This window comes from Leisingera sp. McT4-56 (genome assembly GCF_020514995.1).
Taxonomy (GTDB): Bacteria; Pseudomonadota; Alphaproteobacteria; order Rhodobacterales; family Rhodobacteraceae; genus Leisingera; species Leisingera aquaemixtae_A.
In genome coordinates, this window is the sequence record NZ_JAJALF010000017.1 from 75,445 (window position 1) to 99,885 (window position 24,441).

Sequence of the window (24,441 nt, forward strand, 5' to 3'; positions counted from 1 at the left end):
CCATGACCACAATCACCACCATGATCACCGGAGGCGAGGCCGTCTACCGCGTTTTGAAGGCCAATGGCATCGATACCGTATTCGGCCTGCTGGGTGGGTCGATGCTGGAGCTGTACGACGCGATGTATCAGGGCGGCGAAATCGCCTATGTCGGCGCCCGGGATGAGCGCGCGGCGGGCCATATGGCCGACGCCTGGGCGCGGATGACTGGCAAGCCCGGCGTGGTGCTGGGGGCGCAGGCCGGGCCGGGGGTTGTCAACATCGTGACCGCTGTGGCTGAGGCGCAGCTGGCCTATTCGCCGCTGGTGGTGATTGCCGGAGCCATCACCCGGGCCGACCAGGCCAAGGACACCTTTCAGGAGGTGGATCAGGTGGCGCTGTTTGCGCCGATCTCCAAACGCTCGGTCATGGTCACCGATCCAGCGCGCCTGGCGCCGATGCTTGAGGATGCGATCCGGCTGGCCAATTCGGGCCGCCGCGGGCCGGTGGTGCTGCATGTGCCGCGCGACCTGTTTGCTGCCGAAGTTGCGGCCATTGATCCCAAGCCGGTTAACATCGCCCGCCCGGGGCCTGCGGCGCCCGAAGACATCAGCATCATCGCTGCCATGCTCTCCACAGCAAAACGCCCGGTGATCTTTGCGGGTGGAGGCTTCAAATGGGGCAAGGGGCGCGAGGCGCTGACAGCCCTGGCAGAAATCTTTGAAGTGCCAGTGGTAGCTTCAACCGGCCATGCCGACGTGATGCGTCACGGCCACCCGTGGTTTGCGGGCCAGGCCGGACCGCGGGGCAACCGGGTGGCCAGCCGCCTGACCAGGGAAGCCGATGTGATGGTGGTGCTGGGTGCGCGGCTGGGTTTCAACTCCACGTTTCACAGCAATGATTACGTGGGCGCGGAGACCCGCATCGCCCATGTGGACATCGACGGCGCTGCTGTGGGCCGCTACTTTCCGGCCGAGGTCGCGGTGCAGGCCGATGCCCGGCTGACGGCTGAGGTGTTGGCCGCAGCCGCGACGAAACCAGCTGCGGATGAATGGCGCGCGAGTTTCAAATCCGATATGGAAAGCCTCGCTGCTGAACGAGCGGAGGAAGCGCGGATCGCCACCCTGCCGATGCACCCGCGGCGGGCGTTGGCAGAGATCCGCGCTGCACTGCCGGAGAGCGCCATCGTTACGCTCGACACTGGCAACACCTGCCTGCAGGCCGCCGACCGGCTGGCGCATTACGAGCCCCTCAGCCTGATCACGCCGCTGGACTTCGGCCTGGTCGGCTTTGGTTTGGCGGCGGCCATCGGCGCCAAGGCTGCCGCGCCGGAGCGCCCGGTTGTGGCAGTGATGGGCGACGGCGCCGCGGGCTACACGATGATAGAGATACAGACCGCCATTCAGCACAGGCTGCCGGTCATTGTGGTGGTCCTGGATAATGAGGCCTGGGGGGCCGAGAAAGCCTATCAGCAGGAATTCTATGGCGGCCGCCTTCTGGGGGCCGAGATCACCTCGCCGCGCTATGATAAATTTGCGGAACTGTGCGGCGGCAGGGGCATCTGGGTGGATGGTCCCGGCGAAATGGGCCCGGCGCTGGAGGCGGCGATCGCCAGCAATGAGACCACCATCATTCAAGGCAAGATTGATCCGGGTGCGCTGATGACCCTGCGCAAGGATCTGTTCACAGCGCCGGTAAAGGAGTGAGTGCCATGACCACCTGGGACACGATCATTATCGGGGCCGGCAATGCGGCCTTTTGCGCTGCCCACGCCGCACGGGAAAAAGGGGCAAGCGTGCTGATGCTGGAATGCGCGCCCGAGGCGGAAAACGGCGGCAACTCCCGCTATACCGCAGGCGCCATCCGCTTTGCCTATGACGGGGTGGAGGACATCCGCGCGCTGTGCCCGGACCTGAGTGAAGAGCAGATCGCCATCACCGATTTCGGCACCTACACGCAGGAGCAGTTCTTTGACGACATGTTCCGCGTTACCCGGTTCCGCACCGACCCCAACTTATGCGAACGGCTGGTGACCACCTCGCGCGAGACGATGCATTGGATGCGCGGCAAGGGCATCCGCTTCATGCCGATTTACGGGCGGCAGGCGTTCAAGGTTGATGGGCGGTTCAAGTTCTGGGGCGGGCTGACGCTTGAGGCCTGGGGCGGCGGCCCCGGCCTGGTGGATGCACACACCGGAATTGCCAAAGAGGCTGGTGTCGAGATCCGCTATGAAACCCGTGCAGTGGAGATCTTGACCGACGGTTATGCGGTGACCGGTGTCAAGGTTCGCCACAGGGGAGAACTCCGGGACCTGCGGGCAAGATCTGTGGTGATCGCCTCGGGCGGCTTTCAGGCCAGCCCGGAAATGCGTACCCGCTACCTTGGCCCCGGCTGGGAGATGGCCCGTGTGCGCGGCTCCCGCTTCAACACCGGCGAAGGCATCAAGATGGCGATGGCGGCGGGTGCCTCCACCTATGGCAACTGGTCAGGCTGCCACGCGGTCGGCTGGGACTACAACGCGCCGGAGTTCGGCGACCTGGATGTGGGCGACGGGTTCCAGAAGCATTCCTACCCCTGGGGGGTGATGGTGAACGCTATGGGGCGCCGGTTTGTGGATGAAGGCGCGGATTTCCGCAACTACACCTATGCCAAATACGGCCGGGTGATCCTGAACCAGCCGGACCAGTTTGCCTGGCAGGTTTTCGATGCCAAAGTCACCCATCTGCTGCGCGATGAATACCGCATCAAACGGGTGACCAAGGTGACAGCCCCAACGCTGGAGGAGCTTGCGCACAAGCTGGAGGGGGTCGACCCGCAAGGCTTTCTCGATGAAATCCGCACCTACAATGCGGCGGTGGACACGGACACGCCGTTTGACCCGAATATCAAGGACGGCCGAGGCACCCGGGGGCTGAGCGTGCCGAAATCCAACTGGGCGAACACCATCGACGAAGGCCCGTTCGAAGCCTACCAGGTGGGTTGCGGCATCACCTTCACCTTCGGCGGCCTGAGGATCGACCCGGACAGCGCGCAGGTGCTGGACAATGACCTTGCGCCGATCCCGGGCCTGTTCGCGGCAGGGGAACTGGTCGGGGGGGTCTTCTATTTCAACTATCCTGGCGGGACCGGCTTGATCAGCGGATCTGTCTTCGGCCGGCTGGCGGGGGCGCACGTCTTAGGCGGATAGGGAAGGCTGGCTTTCTCAAACCGCCGGCCATGTTTGCCTTCACTCTTGCATCGAGCTCGTCGATCAGCGGTTCCTGCTTCTCGAAGTTAAAATGGCCAGCCGCCACACCTTCCCTTTTTTGAAGATCAAGGCCGTCCGTCCAAATGTAGCCGTTTGCTTCAAGAAGCGGCGTCCACTTGGGGAGCCGCTGGGCGCCTTTTCAACATCTGGATCTGGAAGGGCAGGCTGGCCCAGCGGTTTTGTGAAGGCCTTGAAACTTGACCGGGCCGTCGCCGCAACCGCGCCCTGAATGCCTTGCGTTTCCGCTTTGCCCAAGCACCCTTTGCAAAGATTCCGGCAGTTTCGTAGCTCCGATCTTGGACCGCGGCGGCACTTTCCGCCGCGACAAGAAGAACCTACTCGGCTCATGCAAGGAGGTACGCGACCACCCGGCGGCAATCGTTGACACAATCAACCGCAGGGCCTTATCATTTTCGGACTATCTCCCTTGTTTGGTGTTGCTGTTTTGTGGGGTATTTGGGGATGGTAATGGTTCCGGCCTCTGGCTGCCTCTGCGCGATGCAGGCATGCCTGGGGGTTCCAGTCGGCAAATAGTTGCGTTTCCCGTGCTGCTCCGGCAGCTGGCTCCGGCGTGTCCGCCCGCCAGGGAAAACACCTGTTCCTCCCGCAGACCTGCGCCCCGGCGAAGGGAGTGTTGTGACTGCCCGCGCATTCCGCGAGGCGGCCATTGTGCTGCCGCGGCCCGCCTGCGGCGGTCTTACACGCGCGCCGTACAGGCGCTGCAGTTCGACAGGGGGACATTATGGCGACGATCAGCATTACTTCCGCAGACGCAATCGAAAGCGTGGGAGCCGGGTTTGGCGGGTTCGTGACTTTCACGGTAACCCTGTCCGAGGTGCCGGCTGACGCCGTAACGGTCCAGTACCGCACCATGGGCGGCAGCGCGGATGAAGACATCGACTATCCGGAGGAGTCCGGGACCATCACGTTTGCACCGGGCGAGGACACCCAGACGGTCGAATTCCGCGTCCGTCACGACACGCTTGATGAGACCGACGAGGGGTTTGTCCTAGAGCTGTTCAACCCAAGCGGGGCGTCCTTCCCGGGACGCGCAGCGGTGCTGCGGCAGACAGCCTTTGTGCTGGATGACGACGGCGCGGGCCTGGACCGTGCTGTCTTTGTGTCTTCTCCGGTGATCGTAGAAGCCAACGGAGGAACCCAGAAAGCCGAATTCACAATCCGCCTGTCCGAGGCATCGGCTTCCAGCATCACGCTTGACTACCGGACCGAGGACGGCAGCGCCACGGCAGGTGAAGATTACACTGCAAAGTCGGGCAGCGTGACATTCCAGCCGGGCCAGACCGAAAAAACGGTCAGAGTCGATCTGAATGGCGACAAAGCGGTAGAGCCTTCTGAGTTCTTCCACCTGATTGTCAGCCCTGACGCCAGTCTCGGCGGAACGGCTGAAGGGCTCGCAGGGACTGCCACCATCCTGGACAATGACGGCGGCGGCGGTCAGCCGCTCCTGTCCCTGGTTTCGGCCGATGCGGTTGAGAGCATCGGCGCGGGGTTTGGCGGCATTGTCGTCTTTACGCTGATGCTTTCGCGCCCCGCCGCAGATGCAGTCACCGTGAACTACCGGTCGCTGGCGGGTTCTGCGGATGAGGACATAGATTTTCCCGCCTTTGGCGGCACGGTGACCTTCGCCCCAGGTGAAACCGTGCAGAAAGTCGAGGTCCGGGTCCGCCACGACACCGCGGATGAGACGGATGAGGATTTCGGCATTGAGCTGTTCGACCCCAGCGGCGCCAGCTTTGCCGGAAAGGCCAAGGTGCTGCGTGCCTCTGCCTTCATCCTCGATGATGACGGTGCCGGGGTTGACCGCGCGCTGACGGTTTCATCCTCCGTGATTGTCGAAGGCAGCGGCGGTGCCCGCAGCGCGCTGTTCGAGGTGCAGATTTCCGAAGCCTCGCCAACGCAGCTGGAATACGAGTATGCGACCCGGGACGGCAGCGCCAAAGCGGGTGAGGATTATGCGGCGCAAAGCGGAACCCTGCGGTTTGCCCCCGGTCAGACCAAGGCCGTGGTCGAAGTCGAACTGACCGGCGACACGGCGGTGGAGCTCAGCGAGTTCTTCCACCTGTCAATCACCCCAGGCACCGGGTTAGGCGCTTCGGCCAGGGGGCTGACGGGAACGGCAACGATTCTTGACGACGACGGCAGCGCCAAGCCGGTGATCTCGCTGGCGGCCGCAAATGCGGTGGAAAGCATCGGAGCTGGCTTCGGCGGCATTGCGGTGTTCACCATCACTCTGTCAAAACCTTCGGCGGACACTGTTGAAGTGAATTACCGCTCGCGGGCCGGATCCGCGGATGAGGATATCGATTATCCCGGGTTTGACGGAACGGTGGTCTTTGCCCCCGGCGAAACCTCGAAAACGGTCGAGGTGCGGGTCAGGCATGACACCGTTACTGAAACCGACGAGAGCTTTGGCATCGAGCTGTTCGACCCGGCCGGAGGTATCTTCGCAGGCAAGTCCAAAGTTCTGCGCGCGGATGCCTTTATTTTGGACGATGATGGCGCCAACCTGGACCGCGCCCTTATGGTGTCTTCACCGGTGATTGTCGAAGGCAACGGCGGCGCCCGCAGTGCGCTTTTCGAAGTGAAGCTCTCTGATCCGGCCGCCAGCATGCTGGAGTTCGACTACACGACGCAGGACGGCAGCGCCGTTGCTGGTGATGACTATACCGCGCAAAGCGGCAAGCTGCGCTTTGCTCCCGGTCAGACCAAAGCAGTGGTCGAGGTGGAGCTGACCGGTGACAGAACGGTCGAACCGTCCGAATTTTTCCATCTTGCGGTGACCCCAACCAGCGATCTCGGCAGCACCACCGAAGGGCTGGTGGGCACCGCAACCATCCTTGACGACGATGGCGCCGGCAAGCGGCCGGTGCTGTCCGTCTCCGCGGCTGATGCGGTTGAAAGCATCGGAGCCGGCTTTGGCGGCACGGTGGTGTTCACCCTTACCCTTTCGAAGCCCTCCGCAGACGCGGTTGAAGTGGACTACAGCTCGGTAGCAGGATCGGCCACCGAAGGGATCGATTACCCGGCCTTCTCCGACACTCTTGTCTTTGCCCCCGGCGAAACCTCGAAAACCGTTGAGGTGCGGGTCCGGCATGACAATGACATCGAAAGCGACGAGAGCTTCGGTATCAAATTGTCCGGCCTTTCCGGTGCGGAATTTGCGGGCGGAGGCAAGGTGCTGCGCAGTTCGGCATTCATCCTTGACGACGACGGCGTTAACCTTGACCGCACCATTCAGGTGACTGCAACCCAGGCCGAAGAACCCCCGGGCGGCGGCCGGTTCGCGGTATTTGAAATCGCCTTGTCAGACCCATTCAGCGAGACACAGACAATCCGCTACGCCACCAGGGACAACTCCGCTACGGCGGGTCAGGACTATGTGGAAACCAAGGGGGTTCTGACTTTTGCACCGGGCCAAACCAAAGCTGCGGTCAATGTCGGGCTGCTGCCGGACTACCGTGCCGAAGGGACCGAGGCGTTCTCCCTGCTGCTGAGGCCAGGCAGTTTCCCGGCCGAGCTGAATGCAGCCAGCAGCGTGCTCAGAGCCAAGGCGCAGATCCTGGACGATGACATCAGGGGCACGGGGCAGAACGACAACCTCAGGGGCACCGGCGGGCCGGAAGGCATCTTTGGGCTGGGCGGTGCTGACACACTCAGCGGCCTTGGCGGGGCTGACCGGCTGGACGGCGGCAGCGGCGGCGACCGGCTGGCCGGCGGCAAGGGCGGCGACACTTTGCTGGGGCGCGGCGGAAAGGATGTTCTGCTTGGCGGCAAGGGCGGAGACAGCCTGATCGGCGGCCCGGCAGCGGACATGCTGACAGGCGGGGGCGGCGCGGATGAGTTTGTTTTCAACACCGGGGATTCCGACCCGGGAGCAAACAGGCGGGACACCATCACCGATTTCAGCCGCCAGCAAGGCGACAAGGTCAATCTCAGCGGGATAGACGGCGATCAGGAAACGGCAGGTGTCCAAGCCCTTTCATGGATAGGCCGGGACCAGGAATTCACAGGCGCTGCAGAAGTAAGGTACGACACGGCCCGCTCGCTTCTGGAAATCAATTTGGACAGTGACTTGGATGCCGAGATGGCAATTGACCTTGATGGTTTGGCTGTTTTCGGAGTGAATGATCTTTTGCTGTGAGTGCGCTGCAAGTAACGGCTGGAGCAGCTTTGGTTGCAGCACCCGGTGCCGGAAGTGAGCCAGATGCCTCCAGGGTGGGGTATCCGCCCGTTAGCTCGTTAGAAGTTTCCTTTCGCTATGCAGATCGAGGAGCAGATGTCCGTTTCAGGACGGCGAGCGGCGGATTGTTTCGGCAGTATTGCTGCTGCCCGGTAGCCGCGGCTGTGATCTCGCTGCGGCCAAGCGGCAGGCGGTATTGCCGGCCCGCCAAGCGCCTTTTGCACGGCGGCTCAAACCGGACACTTGCCTTGGCCATCGCTGCCGCCCGGTGGAATACGGCCCCATCGGCTGACGTCCTCTCTCAGCGACCGCGTGCATCGTGCTATATTCTTTTCGGGCGTCTCAAGACCCAGTCCTCAGGGAGTGAATGCTGATGTGAAAGGAGGTTTGTCATGACCGATTCCGAAACCACAGGACCCGCAGGGGTTAACGTTGCCGCGGACCTCAAGTGGCAGGATCTGCGCGCGGCAATTGCGGCAGGTTGGGCCGATTTCAAGACTATGCCATTTTACGGGCTGTTCTTTGCCCTTTTCTACATGCTGGGCGGGATAGCGCTCTACTTCGGAATGATCTCCAGCGGGCAGCTTGTCTGGTTCATTGCCGCAGCTGCCGGCTTTCCGTTGTTCGCGCCATTTGCAGCCATCGGGATTTACGAGGTCAGCCGGCGCCGTGAAGCAGGTCTAGACGTAAGCTGGCCGGCAGTGCTCGGGGCGCTGCGGGGGCGGGGCAATGGCCAGCTCTCGGCGATGGCCGTGACGGTGCTGATTGTCTTTGGTTTCTGGATGGTTCTTGCGCGCGGCATCTTCGCTGTTTTCTTTGCACAGTCCGGGATCGGGCAGGAATCGGCCGGTATGCTGCTTTCAGCGCAGGGGACGGCGATGCTGGCGGTCGGGACTTTGGTTGGCGCGATGATTGCACTAGCGCTGTTTTCAGTCACTGTCGTCAGCCTGCCGATGTTGCTTGACCGGGACGTGGATTTCGTGACGGCAATGATTGCCAGCCTTGAGGTGGTGCGCCGAAACCGGAATACGATGATGACGTGGGCGGCGCTGATCGCGGCGGCGCTGTTCGTGTCGATGCTTCCGGTCTTTGCCGGGCTTTTGATTGCGTTGCCGGTGCTGGGGCATTCTACGTGGCATTTATACCGCCGCGCTGTGCCAGCGGCTGGGTGAGCGGAACGGGCGCCGGTGCCTGGCCAGCGCAATCAGAAAGGCGAACCTGGCCTTTTTTGTGCTGGCGGCATCGAACCGGCAAGGGTTTAGGTGACCGTCCGCAAAGGGCTGTTGCCAGGTGCCTAAACCTGCAACATCCTTGGCACTGCGATCCTCCGGCATTGGCTTAAACAGCTTTTGGCGGATTTTGGGCTGGTCGGGCGGCTCAGCGGCGCAGCACGCCGTTGTGGATACTGGCAGGCACTGCTGCTTGAATGTCCAGCGCACGGCCTATCAATTCTCGTCTTGTCTCCGGTGCCACCACTCGGCCAGGCGGCTGCAGATCACGCCGTTCCGAGATCTGAAAAAGACCAGCCGGAAAACCCCGTCCAGTTCCACAAAACTCCCAGAGGCTTTGCGCTTGAATGCGGCTTGCCAACCTGCAATTGCAGTGTTCCCTGCAACAGACCAGACCTGGGCTGAAAACCGGACGTCTTCCTGTGCGTCTGCCGCACCTTCTTGCCAGTACTGCCTGATCTGATCGCGGCCTGTCAGCGGATTGCTGAAAGGGGTCTCGTGGTATTCTGCTGCGACCGTGAACAGGGCGGCCGCCTTGTCCGGATCGCCTTCGGCCCAGGCGGTTCCGTAGGCCTTAAGCCAGTCTTCAACATCCTGTTCTCTCATGCCGGCCTCCAATTTTGGCGAGTGGCTGAAGGTAGATCCTAAACGCACCACAGCAGGCCGGCGGCATTGCCGCCGGCCCGACTGGTCACGCGGCCAGTGACTGCGTTACCTTCAACAGCTTTTCTTTGTCGATGTCGTACATATAGCCGTAGATATTGGCGTGCTTGGGGGTTCCGGCGGAGCCGCGCATCAGCTGGACGTCATGTTCGAGTGAGTCTGTGTAGTCGCTGATGCAAATGCTCTCCGCGGGATACAGCGGTGCGATATCGGCATTGTGCTCCTGCCTGTAGGCGTCAATGATCCCCTGTTTTGTGAATGAGGTGGCGCCGCAATGGGTGTGGTGAACGATGACGATGTTCTCGACCCCGAACAGATGCTGCGCCACCGTGACAGAGCGCAGGGCGTCATAGGCCCGGCCGCCGGCCACGCAAACTTCGAACACATTTGTCGTTGAGGCGATCTTGTTGCCGCTATCGTCGGTGACGATGTCCCCGGGGTGGGTCTGGCCGAATTCTTCGGCCACCAGCCGCGGCACCTGGGCGATGCGCGGGTCATAGCAATAGACGACCACGGTTTTCAGGGGCACCGCCTTGGCAAATTCCTTGCGCACCTCCGCTTCGTCAAAGCCGGGCTGCTTGGAAAAGGCATAGGCGTCGAAGTTCTGATGATTGCCACACATGTTGATCTCCTTTCATCAGGTCAGAAAACGGCTGCAAGCGCGCGCTGCACCGCTGCGCGCTCCTGCGCCTCGCGGTGCCAGCGCCGGGTGGCCGGCAAGTCCTTCAGACGGCCGGTGCCAAGCAGATGGATCATGGGAAAGGCGGCACAGTCTGCCGCCCCGAAGCTGCCGCCGCCAAGGAAGCTGCTGGTGCCAAGCCGCTGCTCGATGGCAGCAAGCGCGCGCATTGCCCGCGCCTCGCCAAAGGCCAGGGCAGAGCTGCTGCCCTCTTCGCGCTCCAGGCTGAGTGCGAAATTGACGGGTGCCACCAGGTCGGTCATCACCAGGCTCAGGGTTTCCAGCGCATGGGCGCGGTCCGCCCGGGCGGCTGGCAGCAACTGGCCGGACTTTTCGGCCAGATACAGTAGGATCGCCATGGACTGGCTCAGGGTGATCTGGGCGCCGCAAGGGCCTTCGCTGTCGATGATCAGCGGCACCTGGCCCATCGGGTTGAGGGCAAGGAACCCCGGCCTGTCCTGATCCCGCTCGCGCAGGTTCACAGGCACGGTCCGGTAAGGCAGCCCGGTCTCCTCCAGAGCGATCAGCACCCTGTAGGTGTTGCCGGTGGTCCAGCCGTAGAGATCAATCATTGCTCTTTCCCGCAGCCGGTGCCGGGCTGTGATCCAGCCTGATCTGCAGCTCCTTCATAACCGCGCCGTAGCCGCCGGCCATCAGCCCGGTGATCCGGCCTGCGTCGAGATTCAGCTCAACCGTGATCTCGCTGGGCGAAGCGGGCTCCATGAAGTGGCCCTGCTCGATCAGCAGCTTTGGCCTGCGCACGCCGAGGTGGTCATACAACGCGCAGGCCAGCGGTCCGGCCGCCATGCCGGTGGCCGATTCCTCGCTGATGCCGTAGCGCGGCGCGAACATGCGGGCGGTTGCATCGGCCGATGTAGCTTCGGGATCCGTCGTGAAGACATAGAAGCCGATCAGATCCAGCGCCTCGCTGATTGCGTCGATCCGGGACAGTTCCGGTTTGACGGCTCTCAGCGCAGCAGCATCCTTGACCGCAACCAGAACAAAGCTGTTGCCGGTGTTTGCAAGCATCGGCGCAAAGCGCGGATCCAGATATTCCGGCGCCAGCCCGAGGGCAGCCAGCACGTCCTGCTCCTGCACGCCCCGGTCTGCCCAGTCCGACGGGTCTTCGTAGCGCGGCGCCAGCTGTTCCATATAGGCGGCACCGTCGCGGATGATGATCTTGCGCGGGCCGTCCACGGTCTCTTTCGAGGTCCCGCCTTCGCCGACCCGCCCAAGCTCGGCAAGATAGCTGAAGGTGGCGATGGTTGCATGGCCGCAATGGGCAATGCGGCGTGTCGGAGTGAAGAAATCCAGTTTGAAGCCTTCGGTTTCAGAACGGGACACAAAGGCGGTTTCGGACAGGCCGACCATCTGCGCAATTTCAAGCATTTGCGCGTCGCTCAGACCGTCCGCATCCAGCACAACGCCAGCAGGATTGCCACCAATGGCCTGCGGACGGCCGGCCGCGCCGGTACCAAGCCGCGCCAGATCCTCGTCACTCAACCCATCGCGCCCAGCTTTCAAAAGCTCAGGGTCGCCATTGTCTTGAAGGGTGACAAATCCATTGACGATACGGGCGGTGACGGTGGTGGCGTTGCGGGTCATGCTTTCGGCTCCATTTCATGAATTGCCGTCAGCATGATCCATCCCTTGCCAGGAATACATTGATATAACTATGATTCAAATTCATGAAACAGACCGACAGCCCGCTGCCAAAGCTGATCCAGAGCTCACCCCTGTTGGAGGCAATTGCCGAAGAGCAGAACTTTACCCGCGCCGCGGAACGCCTCGGTATTGAACAGTCGGCAGTCAGCCACAGAATCAAGGCGCTGGAAGAAGCGCTCGGGCTGCCGCTGTTTGACCGCACCACCCGCCGGATCATGCCGACCGAAGCCGGCCGAATTCTGTGTGACGCCGCGCAGCACAGCGGCAGTGCCTGGCGCGCCGCCCTCACCCGGCTGCATGACCTGAAGACCAGCCGCAGCCTGCGCCTGTCGGTGTCTTCCTCGGTGGCGATGAAATGGGTTGTGCCCGCCCTGCAGCGCGCGCAGGACAGCGGGCTGGATCTTCTGGTCGACGTGGATGACCGGCTGGTCGATCTGCACGCAGGCGAGGCCAAAGCCGCAATCCGCTATGGGCTGGGCCCTTATCCCGGGCTGCATTCCGAACCCCTGCTGCAGGCGGTTCTGCTGCCCGTCAGCCGCCCGGGATACCTGGGGCCGGTGCCGCTGCAGGACTATTGCCGCCAGCCCGGCGCCCGGCTTCTGGTGGACCGTTTCGGCGAAAGTGACGGCACCGGTTTCAGCTGGCAGGAGTATTTCGCCGGCCGCAGCTGGGATATTGAGTTCGAGCGCTCGGTCAATGCCTTTGCCCGCGCCGATCTTGCCATTCAGGCCGCCATCGGCGGCATGGGTATTGCGCTGGGGCGCAGCCTGCTGGTGGAAAACGATCTTGAGGCCGGGTTCCTGGAAGCCGTTGGCAAGCCGGTGAAATCCCGCGCCCGCTACTGGCTGGTCACCACGCCGGCCAACGCGGCCACCGATGGCTATCAGGCGCTGCGGCAGTGGGTTCATGAGGAGATATCAGCAGTGAGAGTGCAGCAAACGGAGCTCTTCAGCACGGCCTGATCCCCATATTCATGAGGTGGGCTCATGTACATATGGTTCGCCCCGCTCCCTGTTTCTGAGCTAGCCAGCAGGCAGATGCTCAGTTCAGCGGGGGTGCGGCATGCACTATGTCCTTTGCGATGTCTTCTCGGATGGCCCGTTCACCGGCAACAGCCTGGCGGTTTTCCCTGATGCGAGGGCGCTGAACGGCCGCCAGATGCTGCAGCTGACCCGGGAGCTCAAGCACTTCGAGTCCGCCTTTCTGACCGGTCCTGCTCTGCCGGACGGCAGCCGGCCGCTGCGGGTTTTTGACCTGGAGGAAGAGCTGCCCTTTGCCGGCCATCCGCTGCTGGGCGCCGTGGCCGTGCTGCATCATCTGGAGCGCCCCGCAGAGACCGCTGAGGCTGTCTTTGCCTTGGGAGAAAGGCGGGTCAGTCTGCGATCCGGCCGGCGCGAAGCCGGGTTTGACGTGCAGATGGATCAGGGACTGCCGTTGTATCTGGCAGATTTAGACGGCCCCGCCGCCCGGGAGCTTGCCAGCTGTTTCTCGCTGGCGCCTGAAGATCTTGCCCCGGGCCTGCCGCTGGAAGTCATTTCCACAGGGCTACGCTATCTGGTGGTGCCGGTTCACCAGGGCCTGGACAGGGCGGCCATCCGGGTCACGGACCTGGAGCGGCGGCTGGCGGATGTGGGCGCCCAGTTTGCCTACCTGTTCGATGTTCATCGGAACGAGGGGCGTCACTGGACAAACGACGGACGGATCGAAGACATCGCAACAGGCAGTGCCGCGGGTGTCATCGGCGCTTACGCCCACAAGCACGGGCTGCTGAACGCGGCAAGCGGGCTAGAACTGAAGCAGGGGCAGTATGCGGGCCGCCCTAGCCGGATTTCGGTGCGGGTGGACAGCGGACCGGAAGGGATCACAGCCATCCATGTCGGCGGCCAGGTCTCGATCCTGGGCTTCGGCCGGTTCGAGGTGCTGCCATGACCCTTACCCTGCGCCATATCACCCGCGAAGAAATCTCTGCCCGGTTGTCCCACGCGGTGCTGCTGTCACCGGTGCGCCAGGCGATGATCGCCTACAGCGCTGGAAAGGCCGCTCTGGCGGCTCAGGTGCTGTTCCCGGCGCCGGGCGCCGATGTGCATATCAAAAGCGCGGTTCTGCCTGGCGCCCCCATTTTCACCGTCAAGCTCGCGGGCTGGTCGGAACGCCTGAAGGCAGATACAGGCAGCGGCCATAGCGGGCTGATCCTGGTCTGCGATTCCAGGACCTGCCAGCCGCTTGCGCTGCTTCGCGACGGCCATTTGATTTCCGACTACAGGACCGGCGCCGCCGGCGCTTTGGCCGGACACAGCTGCCTGTCCGCCGGGGCAGTGGATGCGGCGCTGCTGGGCGCCGGAACGCAGGCACGCCATCAGGTCCAGGCACTGGCACAGTTGCGGGAGATCCGCAGCCTCCGCATCTGGGCCCGCAGGCCTGAGGCAGCCAAATCGCTGGCAGCCGCCCTGCAGGCTGAGCTTCCGGCAAGCCGGGTCTCCGTTGAAGGCACCCCTTCAGAGGCAATGCGGGGCGCCGGCCTTGTAGTGGCCGCCACGGCCGCCAGAGCGCCATTGTTCCATGCCGAAGATGTAAAGCCCGGACAGACAGTGATCAGCGTCGGGGCCGATGACGAAATCAAGTGCGAGCTGCCCCCGGGGCTCTTCTCCCGGGCCGACAAGGTCTTTACCGACAGCCTCGGACAGGCCCGCGCCTATGGCAACGCAGCCCGCGCCCTGTCTTCTGGCCTGGCGGAGGCAGAACTTGGGATGCAGGAATTGGGCGCTGCCTGGGCCAGCAATGACCGGCTGCGCAACAACGAGCACCAAGTCATCGTTTGCAGCCTGACCGGGCTGGGCGTGCAGGACCTTGCTGCGGTTTCAACCTTATTCAACTGGGAAACACCCCGGACGAACTCCGCACCCGCGCAAAAGACCGGATAAAGACGGCGGCCTTCCTGCAGCCGCTGCGGCAAGCAGGACCTGCCGCCGCCATTTCATAACGATCGATGTGAAAACCTAAGGAGACACGAAAATGACCGACACTCTGGGCTGGAAAATCGAAGGCCATTCGTTCCGGGACGGCAGCCTGCTGGCAGATTGGGAAATGATCTACCAGGACAGTACCTGGCACTGGCAGTACGACACCCACGAGATGACCTTCGCCATCTACAAACACGATGGCCAGTACTGGAAACTGTATCATGCCCGCTTTGTGCAGCCCGGCGCCGATGAATATTCTTATGGCTTTGGCGGCCAGTCATGCCGGATGGTGGAGGTAGAATACACCCGCCGTGCGCGTTCGACCCATTCTCACATGCTGATGGAAAAGGGCGACCGCCAGTGGATCCGGACCTACGAGTACGACCCCGCGATCATGACCGTCATCACCGCCGGGGAAGAGAACGGTAAATACGGTGCGCCTTATACCGAAATCCGCAAGAAGCAGTGGGCCTGACCATGGCCGGGCCTCTCTGCATCATCACCGGTGTCGGCGATGCCACCGGCAGCGCCACGGTGCGCAAGTTCATCTCACAGGGCTACCGTGTGGCCATGATCGCCCGCAACGCGGACCGTCTGCAGGCGCTGGCGGACCAGTACCCCGGTGCGCAGGCCTATGCCTGCGACCTTTCTGACCTGAAAGCCTTCGAAAGCTGCCTGGCCGGCATCGAGGCGGAAATGGGCGTGCCGCGGGTGCTGGTACATAATGCAGTGTCGCATAGTTTTGGCCGGTTCCGCGAGCTGGATCCGCTGGAGATCGAACGGAACTTCCGGGTCAATACCACCGCCCTGCTGGTCTTTGCCCGCTTTTTTGCAGACAAGATGGCAGCCAGCGGCGGCGGCGCGATCCTCGCCACCGGCAATACGGCGTCGCACCGCGGGGTGCCGAATTACGCGCTGTTTGCCCCGACCAAGGCCGCGCAGCGCAACCTGTGCGAGGCACTGGCGCGGGACCTGGGTCCGGAGGGCATTCATGTCTGCTACTTATCAGTGGATGCCGCCATCGACGTGACCTGGCTGGGCGCCAGCGACGCTGAACGCCCCAGCTGGCTGGTGCCGCCCGCAGACTGGCCGCATGCGCGGGAGGACTTTTTTGCACATCCGGACGGTATCGCCGAGGAGATCTATCACCTCACTCACCAGCACCGGACCACCTGGTCATTCGAAACCACAATCCGCCCCTTTGCGGAAAAGTGGTGATCCGCTCTGCGCGGGACTAGAGGTGCGCTCAACCTGGTCAACTGCATACTGCCAGAAGTACTCCCGGCTGCCGCCGGAAAGGGGCGCCGTTAGCTGCTTGTCGGCGTCTCTGCCTTGCCAGCCAGGCGGTCTTCGCCTGTGACGACCACGGTTTCGATCTCATGCTTCTCCAGCATGGCCCTGATGCCGTCCGGCGGGGGGCTGTCGGTGAAAAACACGTCGATCGCGGACATCTTGTCGAGCGAGACCGGTGCGCGCTTGTTGAACTTTCCGCTGTCGGCCACGACGATGCAGACCTGCGCATTTTCGGCGGCGATGCGCGCGATGTTGGCTTCTTCGAGATCGTGCAGCATGAAGCCCAGCTCGCTGTTCACCGCGCCGACCGAGAACACCGCCAGTTGAACATTGAGGCGCCGCACCAGGTCCAGCGCCTCTGCGCCGAAAGCGCCACCGTCATGGGCGCGCAATTCGCCGCCCGCCAGGAAAACCCGGTTGTTGTTGCGCATGGCCAGCGTCTGGGCCACGAAAACCGAGTTGGTGACGACAAACAGGTTGCTGTGGTTTCTGAGCGCCAGCGCGACATAGGCGGTTGTCGAGCCGATATCCAGGAACACGGAATCCCCGTCGCTGATCGTCTGCGCCACGGCCTGGGCCAATTCAGTTTTCACATCGGCCTGCGCGCCGAGACGGTTCTCAAACGGCGGTTCGATGACATCTTCGTTCAGATGCACCCCGCCATGCACCTTGCGCACGATATTGCGCTCTTCCAGCGTCTTGACGTTGCGCCGGATGGTTTCGTTGGACACGTTCAGCCGTTCAGCAAGCACGCTGACGCGGCAGGAGCCGCCAGCGCGGTGAAGCTCGCGCAGGATCTCTTCTTCACGCTGATTGGTTGATTTCTGGTTCATCTTGGGCATTCGGGGCGCTGTTGGGGTTTCACCACAGGTGTATTCAGAAAAGCCACATATTGCAACATTAGCCCACGCATCTTGGTGTCATGATTGATGATTCTGAATATTTTATGTTGCTTTTTGTGGTTTTTCTTGACGAAAGGCCCTGCTGTCTGCACGATATTCCCACGCGACGCCAAGAATCGCACATAACGCCACATAACAGGGAAATCCACATGCGACAGAACCTCAGTGTTTTGGGGGCCGCGGCTCTGACAGCCGCCGTTTCCGCATCATCCGCCTGGTCGGCGGACTCCGCTGATCCGATCAAACTGACGCTGCATGACTGGTCCGGCCAGCTGATCAACACCAAGATCATGGGCAGCATCCTGCAGGAGGCCGGATACAACGTCGAATACGTCCAGGCGGATTACATCGCGCAATTTGCCGGGCTGAAGACCGGCGACCTGCATCTGGCCATGGAGATCTGGGAGACAACGGGCCGCGAAGCGCTGGACGAGGCCACTGCGTCCGGCAAGGTGATAAATGCGGGCGAGACCGGTCTGATGGCGATCGAGGAATGGTGGTACCCGGCTTATATGAAGGACCGCTGCCCGGGTCTGCCCGACTGGCAGGCCCTGAAGGATTGCGCCGAGGAATTTGCCACCGCGGAAACCTCTCCCTACGGCCGGTATGTCGGCGGTCCGGTGACCTGGGGCGGTTTTGACGAAGAGCGGGTCGAGGCGCTGGAGCTTGAGTTTGAAGTGGTTCACGCCGGCACCGACGCGGCGCTGTTTGCCGAGCTTGAATCGGCCTACCAGCGGCAGGATCCGATCATGCTGTGGGTCTATGTGCCCCACTGGGCGCCGGCCAAATACGACGGCGAGTTCGTCGAGTTCCCGGCCTATTCGGCGGAATGCTATTCCGATCCGTCGGTGGGGGTGAACCCGGACAAGGCCTATGACTGCGGCAAGCCGCGCGGCCCGATCTGGAAAGCCGCCTGGGCCGGGCTGCCGGAGAAATGGCCGGGTGCCTATGAGATCATCCAGGGCTACAGCCTCAGCAACGAGGAAATGAGCGCGATGGTCGGCAAGGCGGATCTGGAAGGCGTGGATATCGACACCGTCGTCTCTGACTGGATGGCCGCAAACAAGGACCGCTGGTCCGGCTGGATCGGCAACTGATCCAAGACCGCCAGGGCGGCGTTCCGCTCTCACCCGCCCTGGCAGCATTTCTGCCCTGCCACCATGCCCGGCCGCCCTGTGCGGACCGCCGCCGGAGCCGAATTTCATGACACTCAACACCAAACTTTCCTGCCGCAATGTCTGGAAGCTTTACGGCGCCAACGCGGAAGGGTTCCTGAGCCGCAACCCGTCGCCGAGCGGAGGGGACATCCGCCGGGCAGGCATCATCGGAGCGGTACGCAATGCCCGCATCGACATTGCCGAAGGCGAGATCTTCATCATCATGGGGCTGTCCGGCTCCGGCAAGTCCACCCTGGTGCGCTGCCTGTCGCGGCTGATTGAGCCGACCGGCGGCCAGGTTCTGTTCGACGGCGTTGATCTGCTGACAGCCAGCGAGCAGGAGCTGATCGAGATCCGCCGCCACAAGATGGGCATGGTGTTCCAGCATTTTGCCCTGCTGCCGCATCTGACCGTTCTGCAGAACGTGATGTTCCCGCTGACCGTTCAGGCCGCCCCCAGGGCCGAAGCCGAAGCCAAGGCCCGGGAAGTCGTGGAACTGGTGGGGCTGAAAGGCCGCGAGGATTATTACCCGCGCGAGCTGTCGGGCGGCCAGCAGCAGCGCGTCGGTATCGCCCGCTCGCTGGTGACGGAACCCGACCTGTGGTTCCTGGACGAGCCTTTCTCGGCACTTGATCCGCTGATCCGCCGCGAGATGCAGGACGAATTCCTGCGCCTGCAGGCGCGGTTGCAAAAAACCATCGTCTTCATCACCCATGACTTCGAGGAGGCCGTGCGCCTGGCCGACCGCATCGCCATCATGAAGGACGGCGAAATCATTCAGGTCGCCACGCCGGAGGAGCTGGTGCTGAACCCGGCCACCGGCTATGTCGCCGAGTTCACCCGCCACATCCCGCGGTCCAAGGTGCTGACTGTTGGCGGCATCATGACCGCCGGCAGCGGCGGCGAGGGGGAGCCGGTTCCCGCGGCAGCCCGCGTGTCGGAGGTCGCGGAGCAGATCATCGCCGCGGATGCGCCGCGTCCGGTGTGCGACGCGGCCGGCCGGATCGTCGGCAGCATTGGCCGTATGGCGGTTGCCCGGGTGCTGTTCGGCAAGGAGACGGCGGCATGAGACCGCGGCTGACCAACAGCGGGCTGGCAGCCTGGGGGCTGGTGCTGGCCACCATCCTGCTGGGCTGGTTCGGCCGCGACCTGGCCAAGGCGCTGGATGCGCGCTGGCTGGTCAAGGTTCCGTCCTCCTGGGATTTTGCGTTCAACACCTACATCTCTGCTGCCATGACCTGGCTGGTGGAGGAGGCGGCCATCGGCCCGGTCTCTTTCACCGATGCCACCCGCACCGTCGCCTGGCTGATCGAGCAGCCCTATGAATTGGCATTGAACTTGCTGGCACGTGGTTTCCTGTTCGATCCCGGCCCGGAGCCGCAGGTTCTTCTGCCTGCCGCCAGCTGGATTGCCGTCACCGCCGCAGTGATCGCGCTGGGGCATTACTGCCGCAGCTGGGGGCTGGCCGCGCTTGTCGGCGCCTGTTTTGCCTATCTTGCGGTTTTCGGCCAATGGGACAGCGCCATGGTCACGCTGGCCTCGGTGCTCATCGCGGTGCCGATCGGCGCAGGCGGCGGGCTGTTGGCCGGCATCTGGGCCTACCGCCACCCGCTGGGCGAGCGCATCCTCTCCCCCGTTCTGGACCTGATGCAGACGATCCCGATCTTTGCCTATCTGGTGCCGATCCTGTTCATGTTCGGCTTTGGCCCGGTTTCGGCGCTGGTTGCCACCATCATCTATGCCACCCCGCCGATGATCCGCATCACCATCCTGGCGCTCAAGGCGGTGGACCCGGAAATCCTCGACTTCGGGCGGATGGCAGGCACCACGCAGCGGCAGCTGATGTGGCGGGTGCTGGTGCCCTCGGCCAGCCAAAGCCTGATGGTCGGCGTCAACCAAGTGATCATGCTGACACTCAACATGGTGATCATCGCCTCGATGATCGGCGCAGGCGGGCTTGGGTTCGATGTGCTGGCGGCGCTGCGCCGCCTCGATATCGGCGCAGGTTTCGAGGCGGGCATCGCCATCGTGGTGCTGGCCATTGCGGTGGACCGGCTGAGCCAGGCCTTTGCCGAGCGCATCGGGCAGGTCCACCACACCACGCCCGGTTCGTGGGCGGCGCGGAACAAGCGCACGGTTCTGGTGCTTTCGCTGCTGGCGGTGACCTGGGTTCTGGGCCGCTTTTCGTCCTTGCTGCTGGACTATCCGCAAAGCCAGGCCATCACCACCGGCGCGTTCTGGAACGACACCGTCAAATACCTGAACGTGAACTATTTCGATGCGTTCGAGGCGGTGAAGGTGTTCTTCCTCCACTGGTTCCTGCTGCCGATCAAGAAAACCCTGCTGGGCATTCCCTGGCCCTGGGCCATTACCATGCTGACGCTGCTGGGCTGGCGTGCGGGCGGCTGGAAGCTGGCAGCCATGTGCGGTGCGATGTCTGCCCTGATTGCGGTCAGCGGCCTGTGGGCCAAGGCGATGGTCACCGTCTATCTCTGCGGCGCTTCGGTGATCCTCGCCACGCTGATCGGGGTGCCCCTGGGTGTTCTGGCGGCGCTGAACCGCCGCGCGGGCATTGCCATCAACCTGCTGATCGACACCCTGCAGACCCTGCCCAGTTTCGTCTACCTGATCCCGGTGGTGATGCTGTTCCGGGTTGGCGACTTCACCGCGATGATCGCCATTGTCCTTTATGCGCTGGCGCCGGCCGTCCGTTACGCGGCGCACGGGATGCGCAGCGTCAGCGGTGAGCTGATCGAGGCCGGCCTGGTGTCCGGCTGCACCAAATGGCAGCTCTTGCGCCTGGTGCGGCTGCCGATGGCGTTGCCGGAGATCCTGCTGGGCATCAACCAGACCATCATGCTGGCGCTGTCGATGCTGGTGATCACCGCGCTGGTCGGCACCCGCGACCTGGGCCAGGAGGTCTATATTGCGCTGACCAAGGCCGACACCGGGCGCGGGCTGGTCGCCGGGCTTGCCATCGCCTTTATCGCCATCATCGCCGACCGGCTGGTCAATGCCGGAGCCCGCGGCGCCCGCATCCGCTTTGGACTGGAGAGCAGAGCATGAGCCAATCCGACCTGCTTCACAAAATCCGCGCACTGCCCATCTGGCAGGGGGATATCACCGTTGACCCGTTGAAGGGCGGCATCACCAACGAGAACTACCTGGTTGAGGACAGCGCCGGGAAATACGTGGTGCGGGCGGGCGACGATATCCCGCTGCATCAGGTGCTGCGCTTCAACGAACTGGCCGCCAGCCGCGCCGCCCATGCTGCGGGCCTGTCGCCTGCGGTGCTGCATGCCGAAGGCGGCCTAACGGTGCTGGAGTTCATCGAAAGCCGTACCCTGACCGAAGAGGACGTGCGCGATCCGGTACTGCTGCCGCGGGTGCTGGAGCTAGTGAAATCCTGCCACCGCGATGTGCCCGGGCATCTGCGCGGCCCGGCGCTGGTGTTCTGGGTGTTCCATGTGATCCGGGATTATGCGGCCACCCTGCGGGACAAGGACGGCCCGCATGCGGCGCTGGCCTTGGAACTGGCGGGCATCGGCAACAGCCTGGAGAAGGCGGCAGGCCCGTTCGACATCGTTTTCGGGCACAACGACCTCTTGTGCGGCAATTTCCTGGACGATGGCCACAGGTTGTGGCTGATCGACTTCGACTATGCCGGCTTCAACTCGCCGCTGTTCGACCTCGGCGGGCTCGCCTCCAACAACGGGCTGTCGCAGCAGCAGGAGAACTGGCTGCTGGAAACCTACTTCGAGGCACCGGTGAGTGATGGCTTGCTGCACCGCTACAGCGCCATGAAATGCGCGTCGCTCCTGCGCGAGACCATGTGGAGCATGGTCTCCGAGATCACTTCCGAAATCGACTTCGACTACGCGGCCTACACCGCCGGCAACCTCGCGCGCTTCCGCGCGGCGCTTGACGACTTTCAAAACACCTGAGGACTGACATGACTGAACTTCCTTCAACTGCCAAGGCAGTCATCATCGGCGGCGGCATCATCGGCTGCTCAACCGCTTACCACCTGGCCAAGCTGGGCTGGACCGACACCGTTCTGCTGGAGCGGAAAAAGCTGACCTCGGGCACCACCTTCCACGCTGCCGGGCTGGTCGGGCAGCTGCGGTCGAACGCCAATATAACCCAGCTGCTGGGCTATTCGGTCGATCTTTATAACAAGATCGAGGCGGAAACCGGCCTTGGCACCGGCTGGAAGATGAACGGCGGCCTGCGGCTGGCCTGCAACGAGGAACGCTGGACAGAGGTCAAGCGCCAGGCCACCACCGCGCATTCCTTCGGTCTGGAGATGGAGCTGCTGACCCCGAAAGAGGCGCAGGAGCTGTGGCCGCTGATGGATATCTCCGACGTCATCGGCGCTGCCTTCATGCCGACCGACGGCCAGGCCAACCCCTCCGACATCACCCAGGCGCTGGCCAAGGGCGCGCGGATGGCCGGAGCCAGGATCTTTGAGGACACAAAGGTCACCGATATCGAGATCGAGAACGGCAAGATCCGCGCCGTGATCACCGAACATGGCCGTATCGAATGCGAGAGGGTGATCTGCTGCGCCGGCCAGTGGACCCGCACCTTTGCCAAGCGGTTCGGGGTCAATGTGCCGCTGGTGCCGATGGAGCATCAGTATATGGTCACCGAGCCGTTCGAGGGCGTCCCCTCGGGCCTGCCCACCCTGCGCGACCCGGACCGGCTGACCTACTACAAGGAGGAAGTCGGCGGGCTGGTGATGGGCGGCTATGAGCCTAACCCGATCCCCTGGGCCACGGACGGCATCCCGCAGGGCTTCCACTACACGCTGCTCGACAGCAACTTCGATCACTTCGAGCAGTTGATGGAACAGGCGCTTGGCCGGGTCCCAGCGCTGGAACACGCCGGCATCAAGACCCTGACCAACGGGCCGGAAAGTTTCACGCCCGATGGCAACTTCATCATCGGCGAGGCGCCGGAACTGCGGAACTTCTACGTCGGCGCGGGCTTCAACGCCTTCGGCATTGCCGCAGGCGGCGGGGCCGGCATGGCGCTGGCCGAATGGGTGAAGAACGGCGAGCCGCCTTTTGATCTCTGGTCTGCCGACATCCGCCGTTTCGGCCGGCCGCATTTCGACACCGACTGGGTCCGCACCCGCACGGTGGAGGCTTACGGCAAGCATTACACGATGGCCTGGCCGCATGAGGAGCACGACAGCGGCCGCCCCTGCCGCAAGTCGCCGCTCTATGACACGCTGAAAAGCCAGGGTGCGTGCTTTGGCGAGAAACTCGGCTGGGAGCGCCCGAACTGGTTTGCCGATGCGGCCAGGGGGGAGACGCCCAAGGACATCTACAGCTTCGGCCGCCAGAACTGGTTCGAGGCAGTGGGCCGCGAGCACAAGGCCGCGCGCGAGGCGGCGGTGCTGTTCGATCAGACCTCATTCGCCAAATTCGCGCTGAAAGGCCCCGATGCGCTGGCCGCGATGAACTGGATCTGCGCCAACGACGTGAACAAGCCGGTCGGATCGCTGGTCTATACCCAGATGCTGAACGACAAGGGCGGCATTGAGTGTGACCTGACCGTAGGCCGCGTGGCGCATGACGAGTTCTACATCGTCACCGGCACCGGCTACGCCACCCATGACCTCGACTGGATCCGCCGCAACATTCCCGACGGCATGAACTGCCAGCTGTTCGACATCACCTCCTCCAACGCGGTGCTGTCGCTGATGGGGCCGAAGGCGCGCGACATCCTCTCCGCTGTCACCCGTGACGATGTCTCCAACGAGGGTTTCAAGTTCGGCACCATCCGCACCATTGGCATCGCCGGCTGCCCGGTGCAGGCGCTGCGCGTCACTTACGTGGGCGAACTGGGCTGGGAGCTCCACTTGCCGGTGGAATACGCCCAGACAGTCTATGCCGCGCTGATGGGCGCGGGGAAGCCGCACGGTCTGGTCGATGCGGGCTATCGCGCGATTGAAACCCTGCGTCTGGAAAAAGGCTACCGCGCCTGGGGCTCGGACATCGGCCCCGACCACACCCCGTTCGAGGCCGGGCTCGGCTGGGCGGTCAAGCTCAGGAAGGATATGCCCTTCAAGGGCCGCGCCGCCGCCGAAGAACAGAAGGCGCAAGGCGTCAGGAAAATGCTCGCCTGTTTCACCACCGATCCCGGCGTGGTGCTCTTGGGCCGGGAAACCATCTACCGCAACGGCGAGCGCGTCGGCTGGCTGACTTCCGGCGGCTACGGCTACACTGTCGGGCAGTCCATCGGATACGGCTACATCCGCAATCCCGATGGCGTCGATGCCGATTACGTGCTGAGCGGGGATTACGAGCTGGAAGTCGCCACCAAGCGGGTCCCCTGCAAGGTGCAGCTCAGCCCTCTTTATGATCCTTCGATGAGTCGGGTGAAGGCCTGAAAAGGCGCTCCACCATCATCAGGGGAAATAATTATGCAGTAATTGAACCAGACCAGGTTCCGTGGT

Annotated in this window: 19 protein-coding genes; 14 read left to right on the top strand and 5 right to left on the bottom strand. The window is 63.1% G+C overall.

Going from position 1 to position 24,441, the window contains the following annotated elements:
- Positions 1-2: 2 nt before the first annotated feature.
- The 4 genes from LHL23_RS17020 (at position 3) to LHL23_RS17035 (ending at position 8,599) form a co-directional block, all read left to right on the top strand.
- On the top strand, positions 3-1,685 hold the full coding sequence (locus tag LHL23_RS17020) for a thiamine pyrophosphate-binding protein (protein ID WP_226430810.1): 1,683 nt from the start codon (positions 3-5) through the stop codon (positions 1,683-1,685).
- A 5-nt stretch (positions 1,686-1,690) separates the two neighbouring features.
- On the top strand, positions 1,691-3,166 hold the full coding sequence (tcuA, locus tag LHL23_RS17025; protein WP_226430811.1) for an FAD-dependent tricarballylate dehydrogenase TcuA: 1,476 nt from the start codon (positions 1,691-1,693) through the stop codon (positions 3,164-3,166).
- Positions 3,167-3,968: 802 nt separating this feature from the next.
- Positions 3,969-7,388 carry a Calx-beta domain-containing protein gene (locus LHL23_RS17030; RefSeq protein ID WP_226430812.1) on the top strand — a complete coding sequence of 1,140 codons (3,420 nt, stop codon included), beginning with the start codon at positions 3,969-3,971 and terminating at the stop codon, positions 7,386-7,388.
- A gap of 431 nt (positions 7,389-7,819) precedes the next feature.
- Positions 7,820-8,599, top strand: a complete 780-nt coding sequence (locus LHL23_RS17035; protein WP_226430813.1) for a DUF2189 domain-containing protein — start codon at positions 7,820-7,822, stop codon at positions 8,597-8,599.
- A 273-nt stretch (positions 8,600-8,872) separates the two neighbouring features.
- On the opposite strand, the gene LHL23_RS17040 is transcribed toward LHL23_RS17035, so the two are convergent.
- The 4 genes from LHL23_RS17040 to LHL23_RS17055 all read right to left on the bottom strand — a co-directional run bounded on the left by LHL23_RS17040 (position 8,873) and on the right by LHL23_RS17055 (position 11,603).
- Positions 8,873-9,262 (bottom strand): nuclear transport factor 2 family protein, encoded by a 390-nt coding sequence (locus tag LHL23_RS17040; protein WP_226430814.1) that lies wholly within the window; start codon positions 9,260-9,262, stop codon positions 8,873-8,875.
- Between the two features lie 85 nt (positions 9,263-9,347).
- Positions 9,348-9,941, bottom strand: a complete 594-nt coding sequence (locus LHL23_RS17045; RefSeq protein ID WP_226430815.1) for a hypothetical protein — start codon at positions 9,939-9,941, stop codon at positions 9,348-9,350.
- Positions 9,942-9,961: 20 nt separating this feature from the next.
- Positions 9,962-10,570: a glutathione S-transferase family protein gene (locus LHL23_RS17050; RefSeq protein ID WP_226430816.1), complete on the bottom strand. Its 609-nt coding sequence runs from the start codon at positions 10,568-10,570 to the stop codon at positions 9,962-9,964.
- Complete coding sequence (locus tag LHL23_RS17055) at positions 10,563-11,603, bottom strand: PhzF family phenazine biosynthesis protein (RefSeq protein WP_226430817.1); 1,041 nt, start codon at positions 11,601-11,603, stop codon at positions 10,563-10,565. The genes LHL23_RS17050 and LHL23_RS17055 overlap by 8 nt, the downstream gene beginning before the upstream one ends.
- Positions 11,604-11,686: 83 nt before the next feature.
- On the opposite strand from LHL23_RS17055, the gene LHL23_RS17060 reads away from it, so the two are divergent.
- The 5 genes from LHL23_RS17060 to LHL23_RS17080 all read left to right on the top strand — a co-directional run bounded on the left by LHL23_RS17060 (position 11,687) and on the right by LHL23_RS17080 (position 15,841).
- Positions 11,687-12,625 carry a LysR family transcriptional regulator gene (locus LHL23_RS17060; protein ID WP_226430818.1) on the top strand — a complete coding sequence of 313 codons (939 nt, stop codon included), beginning with the start codon at positions 11,687-11,689 and terminating at the stop codon, positions 12,623-12,625.
- Between the two features lie 100 nt (positions 12,626-12,725).
- Entirely contained in the window at positions 12,726-13,592 is an 867-nt protein-coding gene (locus LHL23_RS17065) for a PhzF family phenazine biosynthesis protein (protein ID WP_226430819.1), read from the top strand.
- Positions 13,589-14,584, top strand: a complete 996-nt coding sequence (locus LHL23_RS17070; protein WP_226430820.1) for an ornithine cyclodeaminase family protein — start codon at positions 13,589-13,591, stop codon at positions 14,582-14,584. The genes LHL23_RS17065 and LHL23_RS17070 overlap by 4 nt, the downstream gene beginning before the upstream one ends.
- A 91-nt stretch (positions 14,585-14,675) precedes the next feature.
- Positions 14,676-15,098: a hypothetical protein gene (locus LHL23_RS17075; RefSeq protein WP_226430821.1), complete on the top strand. Its 423-nt coding sequence runs from the start codon at positions 14,676-14,678 to the stop codon at positions 15,096-15,098.
- 2 nt (positions 15,099-15,100) lie between these two features.
- Positions 15,101-15,841, top strand: a complete 741-nt coding sequence (locus LHL23_RS17080) for an SDR family NAD(P)-dependent oxidoreductase (RefSeq protein ID WP_226430822.1) — start codon at positions 15,101-15,103, stop codon at positions 15,839-15,841.
- A gap of 89 nt (positions 15,842-15,930) precedes the next feature.
- On the opposite strand, the gene LHL23_RS17085 is transcribed toward LHL23_RS17080, so the two are convergent.
- The gene (locus tag LHL23_RS17085; RefSeq protein WP_222482348.1) at positions 15,931-16,749 is read right to left on the bottom strand and encodes a DeoR/GlpR family DNA-binding transcription regulator; all 819 of its coding nucleotides are present in this window, start codon (positions 16,747-16,749) and stop codon (positions 15,931-15,933) included.
- A 218-nt stretch (positions 16,750-16,967) separates the two neighbouring features.
- Here LHL23_RS17085 and LHL23_RS17090 point away from each other — a divergent pair, with 218 nt between their 5' ends.
- The 5 genes from LHL23_RS17090 (at position 16,968) to LHL23_RS17110 (ending at position 24,375) form a co-directional block, all read left to right on the top strand.
- Positions 16,968-17,915: an ABC transporter substrate-binding protein gene (locus LHL23_RS17090; protein WP_226430823.1), complete on the top strand. Its 948-nt coding sequence runs from the start codon at positions 16,968-16,970 to the stop codon at positions 17,913-17,915.
- A gap of 106 nt (positions 17,916-18,021) precedes the next feature.
- Complete coding sequence (locus LHL23_RS17095; RefSeq protein WP_226430824.1) at positions 18,022-19,044, top strand: quaternary amine ABC transporter ATP-binding protein; 1,023 nt, start codon at positions 18,022-18,024, stop codon at positions 19,042-19,044.
- A complete protein-coding gene (locus LHL23_RS17100) occupies positions 19,041-21,041 on the top strand; it encodes an ABC transporter permease (RefSeq protein ID WP_226430825.1) in 2,001 nt (666 codons plus the stop codon). Before LHL23_RS17095 ends, LHL23_RS17100 begins: the two co-directional genes overlap by 4 nt.
- Positions 21,038-21,919: a phosphotransferase gene (locus LHL23_RS17105; protein WP_226430826.1), complete on the top strand. Its 882-nt coding sequence runs from the start codon at positions 21,038-21,040 to the stop codon at positions 21,917-21,919. The genes LHL23_RS17100 and LHL23_RS17105 overlap by 4 nt, the downstream gene beginning before the upstream one ends.
- Before the next feature lie 8 nt (positions 21,920-21,927).
- On the top strand, positions 21,928-24,375 hold the full coding sequence (locus LHL23_RS17110; protein ID WP_226430827.1) for a GcvT family protein: 2,448 nt from the start codon (positions 21,928-21,930) through the stop codon (positions 24,373-24,375).
- Positions 24,376-24,441 lie beyond the last annotated feature (66 nt).

Coding starts and splice junctions, on each gene's coding strand:
- LHL23_RS17095 (WP_226430824.1), top strand. CDS start 18,022: ATGACACTCAACACCAAACTTTCCTGCCGCAATGTCTGGAAGCTTTAC.
- LHL23_RS17070 (WP_226430820.1), top strand. CDS start 13,589: ATGACCCTTACCCTGCGCCATATCACCCGCGAAGAAATCTCTGCCCGG.
- LHL23_RS17065 (WP_226430819.1), top strand. CDS start 12,726: ATGCACTATGTCCTTTGCGATGTCTTCTCGGATGGCCCGTTCACCGGC.
- LHL23_RS17045 (WP_226430815.1), bottom strand. CDS start 9,941: ATGTGTGGCAATCATCAGAACTTCGACGCCTATGCCTTTTCCAAGCAG.
- LHL23_RS17040 (WP_226430814.1), bottom strand. CDS start 9,262: ATGAGAGAACAGGATGTTGAAGACTGGCTTAAGGCCTACGGAACCGCC.
- LHL23_RS17050 (WP_226430816.1), bottom strand. CDS start 10,570: ATGATTGATCTCTACGGCTGGACCACCGGCAACACCTACAGGGTGCTG.
- LHL23_RS17030 (WP_226430812.1), top strand. CDS start 3,969: ATGGCGACGATCAGCATTACTTCCGCAGACGCAATCGAAAGCGTGGGA.
- LHL23_RS17075 (WP_226430821.1), top strand. CDS start 14,676: ATGACCGACACTCTGGGCTGGAAAATCGAAGGCCATTCGTTCCGGGAC.
- LHL23_RS17090 (WP_226430823.1), top strand. CDS start 16,968: ATGCGACAGAACCTCAGTGTTTTGGGGGCCGCGGCTCTGACAGCCGCC.
- LHL23_RS17035 (WP_226430813.1), top strand. CDS start 7,820: ATGACCGATTCCGAAACCACAGGACCCGCAGGGGTTAACGTTGCCGCG.
- LHL23_RS17020 (WP_226430810.1), top strand. CDS start 3: ATGACCACAATCACCACCATGATCACCGGAGGCGAGGCCGTCTACCGC.
- LHL23_RS17060 (WP_226430818.1), top strand. CDS start 11,687: ATGAAACAGACCGACAGCCCGCTGCCAAAGCTGATCCAGAGCTCACCC.
- tcuA (WP_226430811.1), top strand. CDS start 1,691: ATGACCACCTGGGACACGATCATTATCGGGGCCGGCAATGCGGCCTTT.
- LHL23_RS17055 (WP_226430817.1), bottom strand. CDS start 11,603: ATGACCCGCAACGCCACCACCGTCACCGCCCGTATCGTCAATGGATTT.
- LHL23_RS17080 (WP_226430822.1), top strand. CDS start 15,101: ATGGCCGGGCCTCTCTGCATCATCACCGGTGTCGGCGATGCCACCGGC.
- LHL23_RS17110 (WP_226430827.1), top strand. CDS start 21,928: ATGACTGAACTTCCTTCAACTGCCAAGGCAGTCATCATCGGCGGCGGC.
- LHL23_RS17085 (WP_222482348.1), bottom strand. CDS start 16,749: ATGAACCAGAAATCAACCAATCAGCGTGAAGAAGAGATCCTGCGCGAG.
- LHL23_RS17100 (WP_226430825.1), top strand. CDS start 19,041: ATGAGACCGCGGCTGACCAACAGCGGGCTGGCAGCCTGGGGGCTGGTG.
- LHL23_RS17105 (WP_226430826.1), top strand. CDS start 21,038: ATGAGCCAATCCGACCTGCTTCACAAAATCCGCGCACTGCCCATCTGG.